Source organism: Paraburkholderia sp., from assembly GCF_049581445.1.
GTDB lineage: Bacteria > Pseudomonadota > Gammaproteobacteria > Burkholderiales > Burkholderiaceae > Paraburkholderia.
The window spans coordinates 1-6,525 of record NZ_JBAURZ010000327.1; the positions used below are offsets into that span (position 1 = coordinate 1).

The following is a 6,525-nucleotide window of genomic DNA, read 5'->3' on the forward strand; positions in this document are numbered from 1 at the left end:
GCGAGGTGCCTGCCGTGTCAGACGCTGCCGCAGGCGAACTGCCGAACGCCAGCGGAGCCGCGCTCGCGGCGCCAGCTTGCGCGCTCGCCGTGCTGAGCGGCGTGGGGTTGCCTGCCTGAGTCCCAGCGTTCGGGGGCACTGCGCACCCGGCTAGCATTAAAAAGGCAAAAAGACTCCCCAGACTTCGGGTTGACCGAGTTTTCATAAGACGTGCAATCACAATGTCGAGCCGCATCACGCGATAGCTGCGTGTTGCTGCGACTCCGGCGGAAAACGAACGACCACATGCCGCGCTGAAAAGCGCAGTACGCTGAAGCCCGCACGCGGCCAATACTGCCGCTACCGCACGGTTAATTTTCACGTCTGGCGCAACCTGTCCCCGGCAGCCTGACCAGACCCCACAAGCCGCCATCGAACGTGGCAATCACGTTCTTGCGCCCCAACAACAAGGCACGCAGGAACGGCGGCGTAGGCCCCACCCAGCGTCACGGCAGAAAAGCCGTTGCAGGCGCGTAGCACCTGGCTGGACGAGACGTGCGCATCGGACGCATCCGATGCTGGATTTGCCGTCAACTACAACGACGGCACTTACTTGACGATGATCAGCGCCCCATTTTTCATAGGGACGCATCACCCTGTGGCAGTACGGTCTCCCGTACACATGAACCCATTATACCCAAAAGTTAAATGGAAGATGGCAAGGCCCTGATAACTTTGATGAATTTTCACTATTGATGCAAAAATGGGCATTGCCGCTAGCCAATCGGCATATCGGCGGGACACCCTCCTCGCCGGTACAATCAACGTTTTTGCAGCGGCGCACCGTCCTCCATGAAAGCCACTTTGATCCCTGTCACGCCGTTCCAGCAGAACTGCTCGCTGCTCGTTTGCGAGGCGTCGGGACGCGCCGCCATCGTCGATCCGGGCGGCGATCTCGAACTCATCCAGGGCGAGGTTGCGCGCCAGAAGGTATCGGTGGAGAAGGTGTTTCTGACGCACGGCCACATCGATCACTGCGCTGGCGCCAAGTCGATCGCGGATCACTATGGCGTGCCGATCGAAGGCCCGCACCCCGACGAACGTTTCTGGATCGACATGCTGCCGGATCAAAGTGCGCGCTTTGGTTTTCCGGCCGCACAGGCATTCGAACCCGACCGCTGGTTGCAAAACGGCGACGCAATCCAGTTCGGCGAAGAGACGCTCGAGGTCTATCACTGCCCAGGGCACACGCCCGGTCATGTGATCTTCTTTAGCCGCGCGCACCGCCTCGCACTGGTGGGTGACGTCCTGTTCGCCGGCTCGATCGGCCGCACCGATTTCCCACGCGGCAACCACGCCGACCTGATCCGCTCCATCCGCGAAAAGCTGTGGCCGCTCGGCGACGACGTCACCTTTGTGCCGGGTCACGGCCCCACCTCGACGTTCGGCGCTGAACGCCGCACGAACCGCTACGTCGCAGACGGGGTGAGCGCATGAGCGCCGAAATCTATGTCAGTACCGATGTCGAAGCAGACGGCCCGATCCCCGGTCCGCATTCCATGCTCAGTTTTGCGTCCGCAGCGTTCACTGAAGACAAGCAGCTGATTGGCACTTTCTCCGCCAACCTCGAGTTGCTGGATGGGGCGAGCGCCCATCCGGTGCAGGAAGCATGGTGGAAGACGCAGCCGGAAGCCTGGGCGGCCTGCCGCAAGGATCTGCAGCAACCGGCCAAGGCGTTGGTGGCTTACGTGGAATGGGTCGAGGCGCTGCCTGGCAAGCCTGTCTTCGTGGCCATGCCCGCCGGGTTCGATTTCACGTACATGTTCTGGTACATGATGCGCTTTGCGGAGCGCTGCCCGTTCTCATGGTCCGCGCTCGACATCAAGACCCTCGCGTTCGCCATGACCGGCTTGCCGTACCGGAAGAACATCAAGCCGCGCCTGCCGCAACGCTGGTTCGACGACCATCCGCACACCCACGTCGCGCTTGATGACGCCATTGAGCAGGGAGCCCTCTTCTGCAACATGCTGGCCGAGTTGCGCGTCACGCAGGCCGCCATGGCGGCGGCAAAAGAAGATGGGGACGGCACAGGACAAAAAGCCGCCGTCAAACCTGCAAATTAGGTAATCTCCCTCGTTTGACCCGTTTTGCATTGCGTTTCGTTTTCGCGGCCTCTACCATAAGGAACATGGCGACGCCAACGGAGGCGCAGTTGACACTCGATACGTTCTCACAAAAGATCCTGCGCCTTTTGCAGCTTGACGCTCGCCGTTCCGTGCAAGAGATCTCCGACCAGGTCGGCCTGTCTAGCACCCCATGCTGGCGGCGGATCAAGGACATGGAGCAATCGGGTGTGATCCAGCGCTACACCGCGTTGCTCGATCGCGAAAAACTCGGCCTGCACGTGTGCGCGCTTGCGCACATCCTTCTGACCCGGCACACCGAAGGCGGCGTCGAGCAGTTCGAGCGGGAGATCTCCACCTGCCCGGAAGTGACCGAGTGCTACAGCACGACGGGCGAGTCCGACTACATCCTGAAGATTGTTGCGCCCGACATCAAGGCGTACGACAGCTTCCTGCACGAACGCATCTTCAAGATTCCAGCGGTCTCGCAAGTTCGTACCAGCGTGGTTCTGCGGGAAATCAAGTTCGATACCCAGTTGCCGCTGTGAAACGGTGATCGCTTGACGAGCGCGAATCGAATTGCGACCGCACTCGTCCTAGACGAGATCGTGGGGTGCTGCCAAGGTTGAGTGCGGCGCATCGGCCCCCGCGCCGCCGTCCATTGCGCGTGACACGCTCAGATGGCGAACCCCAAGCGTGTCCTTCAACGCCGCGAGATCGAGACGCGCAAGGCGCTGCGTGTCGCTGTCATGAGCGTCGGGCGCATCCGCGGGCAGCACAACCTCGACGTCGAGCCCTGTGCTCAAGTAGTGAAGATTAACTGCCACAACGCGCTCGCCGTGCCCGGCGAGCGCAGCCTCGATTTCGGCGACCACTCGTTCGCGAGGGGGCAAGTTTACCGGCGGTCGCGCCAGCGCATCGTTTTCCGGGTCGACGTGGATGAGCGCATCGAGCACGCGACTGTCAGTCAACACGCGCGAGCGCGCCGACTCTGCAATGTAATGCCCCTCCGACACAGAGATCAGCGGATCAACCAGGATGTGCGCATCGACGAGGGCGAAGTCGCCCATCTTGCGCGTACGTAGTTCGTGAACATCGCGCACACCGGGCGTCGACATCAGCAGCGTGCGGACGTCGTCGGCCGCGGCATCGTCGAGCGCGCGGTCGGATAAATCCTGTAATGCGTCCCAGCCGAACGTCCAGCCCATCCGCGCGACCATGAAACCGACAATCGCCGCGGCAATCGGATCAAGCAGGCGCACGCCTGCCAGACTGCCAATAATGCCAATCGCCACCACCAGTGACGAAGCGGCATCCGAACGCGCATGCCATGCATTCGCAATCAACATGGCGGAACGCACCCGTTGCGCTTCACGCAGCATATAGCGGAATAACGTCTCTTTCGAAACAAGGACGAGCAACGCCACGGCAAGCGCACTGATATGGACTGCGGGAATATCCTGCAAATCGGCCAGGCGCGTGCCGGCGCGCCACAGCATGCCGACCCCCACAGCGATTAACAGCGCACCAAGAAATAGTGATGCAACGGTCTCGTATCGACTGTGGCCGTAATTGTGATCGGCATCCGGTTTGGCACCGCTATGCCGATTGGCGATCAGTACGACAAAATCCGAAACCAGGTCGGCAAGCGAATGCACGCCGTCAGCGACGAGTGCCTGCGAATGAGCCACCACACCAGTGACGATTTGCAGCGCCATCAACACCGTATTGAGCGCAATACTGACGAATGTCGTTTTGCGCGCAACCTGATGTTTTTCTGAGGATTGGCTGGCGAGAGTCGGAGACATGTGAGCAGGTGGCATTTTCAATGCCTCAAATTCTAACCGTCGCCACATGACAAATCGCATAATCCCCTAAAATTCTCTTTTAAATCAGATGCTTATCTAAACGGGACGTATTCGCATTTCGCATAGCCACTGTCTCGGGTCAAAGGCACGCGCAGCAATGAACTCATGTAAAAAAACCGCGCACCTTCTGGTTGCGCGGTTCTCTTGGCCGACCGTAGGCGGAAAGCGCCCGTCGGGGTGCAGCGATTAATGCTGGATCAGAAACTTTTCGCGATCCTGTCCGGCAATCCAACGCGGCGGCTTGCCACGGCCCGACCACGTGCTGCCGCTATCCGGATCACGGTATTTGGGGGCAACGCCAGCACGCGGACGGCCCACCTTCACATTCTTGCCACGACCGCCGCCCAGTTCCGCCAGCGTAATGCCGTAGTCAGCCATCTTCTGCTTGATCTCGTTTAACACTTCCGCGTATTCACGCGACTTTGCTTCTTCGATCTGCTTTTCCAGCTTCTCTCGCTGTGCGAGTAGTTCCTTGTACGAAGACATAGGTTCCCTTGTGGTTTGGTTAAATGGCTACCGGTCTTAAGCCAGCTCGCCGTTTGTAGATGTTCCTGCCTCGGAATTTGCAAGCGAGATTAACACAAAATAGAAAGTAGGGAAAAGCCGAAGTCTTAAATTAAATAATTTTCGTTTCAAAAAATTTCAAGAATCCGCGGAGATATTACGCCGTTCGTTTACATCTTTTTCGCAAGCCGCGGAACAATGAACCGGTCAATTATTGAATTTGAAACTGAATTCCCGAATTATGGAAATTAATATGAATTTTGGATCGGAACATTTCATGAAATGACAACTTCCGAAGTAAACAACCCGTAAAAAAGCGATACTGCGCTTTCCAACCGAAAAATCTCAGTGTTTTCCCGTAATAGTTACGCTTTCGGCGCGTCCATATGTCGCGCCATGCAATCTTCCAGTGCGGAATGCAAGACTTTGACGTCATGCACCGGTTCTTCAAATGCGAATCGCATACGGATACTGCGCGTCTTCAGGTCCGCGCCATAACGGTCCACACCCACCAGTTCAAGATGATTCGGACGCCGCGGGTGCTCCGCGAAGAATGCGAGCAATGCTTTTTCGTCCTCGAATGCGAGCGGTTCAAGCGGATCGAGATCAGTCCCGTTGAGCCAACCCATCGCGCCAAAACCACCGATATAACGCAACCGTTCCGGCGACATCACCCAGAAGTCGAAGTCGCCTAGTGCCAGATAGCGCGCGGCGTCCGGGTGATAACGCAGGTAGCGCTCAGACACCTCGGGCGCGGCCGCAAGTCTCTCGAACGAGCCTAGCAAGGTGACCCGCTGGCCGTTGAGGACGTCGCCGTCGGGCGCGTGCGCAATCAGGAATCCGGCGCGCGGATCGGCGTGCAGGTTACGGGTATGTTCGGCAAGACCGCTCACGAGGATCGTGGGGCGGTGCCGCGCGTCGGGTGCGAACGGCAAGATCGACGGGTAAGGGAACCCCTCCGGCTGGCGCGAATGCGTAGCAAGCGTGCCAGATGCGGCCTGATGCAGAAGATGAAGCGGGGCGTGGGCGGGAATATGCAAGTGGCATCCTCGAAGAGCGAAACGTCAGCCGACACGTGCCGAACCGGCGCGACGCCGCATCAGTCATGAATCAGGACGGTGGGCGCGTACGCAAAGATATTAATTTACCGCGAGCCTGCAGGACCGGGCTTGCCTGGTTAGAATCGGGGCTTCGCTTTCAGGCGGCTTTCTCCTGTCACGCGTTCGAATTGCCGCATGCCGCCAACGCGACCCGCCAACGAGATTTTCGTGTCTGACCGCTCTCCCGACTTGTCCGCGCTTCCCGCTGCTCACCGTAACCTGCCCGCCGCCTCGCTGCGCCGCGCGCGTCTGGCGACCATGGCGGTGTTCTTTGTTGCCGGGATGATGTATGCGTCCTGGGGGGTGCACGTACCGACCGTGCGCGACCGCTTCCATCTGAATCCGGCCATGCTGTCCATTGCCTTGTTCGCCGTGGCGGGCGGCTCGATCACCGCCATGGCGACCAATGCTTCGTGGATTGCCCGCGTCGGCACGCGCCGGGCATGCCTCGCCGGCGGACTCACAATGTCGGTCTGCGCTGCGCTGATCCTCATTGTGCCCGCGTACTGGATGCTGCTGATCGTGCTGGCCATCTTCGGCGCGGGAATGGCCACACTGGACGTGGCGATGAACGCGGAAGCGAGCGCTGTCGAAGAAGCCATTGGCTGGCCCATCATGTCGTCACTGCATGGCATGTTCAGCGTGGGCGGGATGGTTGGCGCGGCGGTCGGCGGCGCACTGCTGTCGCGCGGCATGCCGCCCGCCTTGCATTTGTCACTCGCCGGTGCGCTGGCTGCGCTCGTCCTGTTGATCGCTTGCCCTGCTGTTTTGCCGCATGTCCCGCATCACGAACATCCCGATGCTGCCACGCCGAAGGCCAACCGCTGGCGCTCCCCCGCGCTGTGGGCGCTCGGGGTGACGGCACTGGTCGCGCTGATCGCCGAAGGCGCCATGTACGACTGGGCAACCGTCTATATGCGCGACGTCGTGCTTGCCACGCCGGCGCTGGCA

At 59.8% G+C, this 6,525-nt stretch carries 7 protein-coding genes; 4 read left to right on the forward strand and 3 right to left on the reverse strand.

Features of this window, described 5'->3' with window-relative positions; genetic code table 11:
• The first annotated feature begins 831 nt into the window (after positions 1-831).
• The 3 genes from WCA85_RS27210 to WCA85_RS27220 all read left to right on the forward strand — a co-directional run bounded on the left by WCA85_RS27210 (position 832) and on the right by WCA85_RS27220 (position 2,650).
• A complete protein-coding gene (locus WCA85_RS27210; protein ID WP_424067968.1) occupies positions 832-1,476 on the forward strand; it encodes an MBL fold metallo-hydrolase in 645 nt (214 codons plus the stop codon).
• Positions 1,473-2,102, forward strand: a complete 630-nt coding sequence (locus WCA85_RS27215) for an exonuclease (protein ID WP_424067969.1) — start codon at positions 1,473-1,475, stop codon at positions 2,100-2,102. The genes WCA85_RS27210 and WCA85_RS27215 overlap by 4 nt, the downstream gene beginning before the upstream one ends.
• An 89-nt stretch (positions 2,103-2,191) precedes the next feature.
• A complete protein-coding gene (locus tag WCA85_RS27220; RefSeq protein ID WP_424067974.1) occupies positions 2,192-2,650 on the forward strand; it encodes an Lrp/AsnC family transcriptional regulator in 459 nt (152 codons plus the stop codon).
• A 48-nt stretch (positions 2,651-2,698) separates the two neighbouring features.
• Here WCA85_RS27220 and WCA85_RS27225 read toward each other — a convergent pair whose 3' ends face one another.
• From WCA85_RS27225 to WCA85_RS27235, 3 genes are all read right to left on the reverse strand, one after another.
• Complete coding sequence (locus tag WCA85_RS27225) at positions 2,699-3,910, reverse strand: cation diffusion facilitator family transporter (RefSeq protein ID WP_424067970.1); 1,212 nt, start codon at positions 3,908-3,910, stop codon at positions 2,699-2,701.
• 246 nt (positions 3,911-4,156) lie between these two features.
• Positions 4,157-4,456: an H-NS family nucleoid-associated regulatory protein gene (locus WCA85_RS27230; RefSeq protein ID WP_424067971.1), complete on the reverse strand. Its 300-nt coding sequence runs from the start codon at positions 4,454-4,456 to the stop codon at positions 4,157-4,159.
• A 383-nt stretch (positions 4,457-4,839) separates the two neighbouring features.
• Positions 4,840-5,514 (reverse strand): HugZ family protein, encoded by a 675-nt coding sequence (locus tag WCA85_RS27235; RefSeq protein WP_424067972.1) that lies wholly within the window; start codon positions 5,512-5,514, stop codon positions 4,840-4,842.
• A gap of 228 nt (positions 5,515-5,742) precedes the next feature.
• Between WCA85_RS27235 and WCA85_RS27240 the strand changes: the two genes are divergently transcribed.
• Positions 5,743-6,525 (forward strand): MFS transporter (locus tag WCA85_RS27240; RefSeq protein WP_424067973.1); only part of this gene is annotated, 783 nt, incomplete at its 3' end.